The sequence below is a fragment of the Allosphingosinicella sp. genome, from assembly GCF_036387215.1.
GTDB lineage: Bacteria > Pseudomonadota > Alphaproteobacteria > Sphingomonadales > Sphingomonadaceae > Allosphingosinicella.
On record NZ_DASVUE010000027.1, the window covers coordinates 1 to 2153 of the forward strand.

Annotated in this window: 2 protein-coding genes and 1 pseudogene; 2 read left to right on the forward strand and 1 reads right to left on the reverse strand. The window is 66.0% G+C overall.

Going from position 1 to position 2153, the window contains the following annotated elements:
- A partial coding sequence (gene sppA / locus VF662_RS01225) for a signal peptide peptidase SppA (protein ID WP_464136750.1) occupies nt 1-1412 on the reverse strand: 1412 nt, incomplete at its 3' end.
- Between the two features lie 242 nt (nt 1413-1654).
- Here sppA and groES point away from each other — a divergent pair.
- Nucleotides 1655-1942, forward strand: a complete 288-nt coding sequence (gene groES, locus VF662_RS01230) for a co-chaperone GroES (protein ID WP_464136752.1) — start codon at nt 1655-1657, stop codon at nt 1940-1942.
- Nucleotides 1943-1977: 35 nt separating this feature from the next.
- A pseudogene (groEL, locus tag VF662_RS01235) lies at nt 1978-2153 on the forward strand (chaperonin GroEL); the annotation flags it as partial.

Here is a 2153-nt window from a genome sequence, read left to right on the forward strand (position 1 = left end):
TAGGTGTTCTCGATGCTCATCTGGATCAGCTGCCCGGCCACCGGAGAGGGGCCCCGAAGCAGGTCCGGCTCGCCCGAGAGCGGCGTCGTCTTGACCCCGTCAGCACCGACCCCGAGCTTGGCGAGAGTGCCCTGGAAGCTCGGAAGGATCCCGAACACGCCGATCGAGCCGGTGATCGTCTCCGGCTCAGCGAAGATCCGGTCGGCCGGAGTGGCCACCCAATAGCCACCGCTCGCCGCAAGCGATCCCATCGACACGACCACCGGAAGGCCGCGCGACTTGGCTTCGAGCACCGCCTGGCGGATCCGCTCCGAGGCGAGCACCGACCCGCCGGGCGAATCGACGCGGAGCACCAGCGCCTTCAGATTCTGCTTCGCCAGCCCCTTCTCCAGATTGCGGACGATCGTCTCGGCGCCTGCCGTCCCCGGCCCCGCCTCGCCGTCGACGATCTCGCCCGCGACGGTGACGACGCCGATCTGGCCGCCCGTTACCGTCGCTGGATTGTCGCTGAGCCAGGCTTCGTACTTGATGCCGCGATAGCTGCCGGGAAGCTTAGAGTCGTCGGTGTCGACGAGCTGGCGCAGGCGGTTGCCGAAATCCACCCGGTCGCCGAGCTTGTCCACCAGCCCCGCGGTCAGAGCCGCCTTGGCCATGTCGCCGTTGTTCGCGGCCAGGCGCTCGAGCGGGGCAGTCGTATAATTGGCAAGCTGCGCCTTCGGCCGCGCCCGCTGCACTTCGTCCAGCCACCGCTCCCAAAGCGCGCCGGCAAGCGCCTGGTTCGCCTGACGCGCCTCCGGCGACATGTCGTTGCGCGTGAACGGCTCGACGGCCGCCTTGTATGCGCCGACACGATAGACGTTGGCGGTCACGCCTAGCTTGTCGAGCAGGCCCTTGAAATAGAGATTGGTGCCGCCGCGCCCGGTGATCAGCACCGCGCCCATCGGATTGAGCCAGACCTCGCTTGCGTGGCTCGCGATCTGATAGGCATCGTCGCTATAGCCAGTGGCGTAGGCGAGAACCGGCTTTTTAGCCCGGCGCACCTCATCGATCGCAGCCGCGACGTCCGTCAGCGCCGATTGGCCGCCGCCGGTGAAGCTGTCGAGATCGAGCACGACCGCCTTCACGCGGCCGTCGGTTGCCGCAGTCTTCAGCGAATGGACGATGTCGCGCAGCCGGTATTCGCGCACGGCGGGCGCTCCGCCGGTGAGCGTTGCGAAGGCTTCGCGCCGCGCGGGCTGCTCCACGATCGACCCGTTGAGGTCCAGAACGAGCGCTCCTTCGCGGGCGCTTCCGGCATGGGGGCTGGCGGAGAGCGCCGCGAACAATATTCCGAAGAAGAGCAGCATGAGGAGCAGGACGAGCCCGTCCTTCACTCCGACCAACACCCGCCAGACCTTGCCTACAAAGCGCATTTCAGACTGCTCCCAGAGAGACTTGGCGGTAGAGCAAGGCGCATTTGCTGTAAATGCAGGCCGCCGCCCGGCTGGGCCGCGCCTGCAGAATCTCGTGCCGCGGACCCTTGACCGCCGATGAACATGCCCTACATCGCGGCCATTGGCACTCGCGCGGGGTGAGTGCTAACAGGTTCAACATGAGCGATCGGTTCCGGCATCAAAGCGGGGGGCTGACGCCGTAAGACAGGAAAGGAACGCGCATGAATTTTCGTCCGCTTCATGATCGGGTGCTGGTGCGCCGCGTCGAGGCCGAGGAGAAGACGGCCGGCGGGATCATCATCCCCGACACCGCCAAGGAAAAGCCGCAGGAAGGCGAAGTCGTCGCCGCCGGTGCCGGCGCCAAGTCCGAAGAGGGCAAGGTCACGCCGCTCGACGTCAAGGCGGGCGATCGCATCCTGTTCGGCAAGTGGTCGGGCACCGAGGTTCGCGTCAACGGCGAGGACCTCCTCATCATGAAGGAATCCGACATCCTTGGGATCGTCGGCTGATTCAGCGCTCACTCTAGAATAAGGAAGACAGAAACATGGCAGCGAAAGACGTACGCTTTTCGCGCGACGCCCGTGAGCGGATCCTCCGCGGCGTCGACATCCTCGCCGATGCGGTGAAGGTCACCCTCGGTCCCAAGGGCCGCAACGTCGTCATCGACAAGAGCTTCGGCGCTCCGCGCATCACCAAGGACGGCGTCACCGTCGCCAAGGA

Bases quoted from the DNA above. Each gene is read 5' to 3' on its own strand.
- groES (WP_464136752.1), top strand. From the start codon at position 1,655: ATGAATTTTCGTCCGCTTCATGATCGGGTGCTGGTGCGCCGCGTCGAG.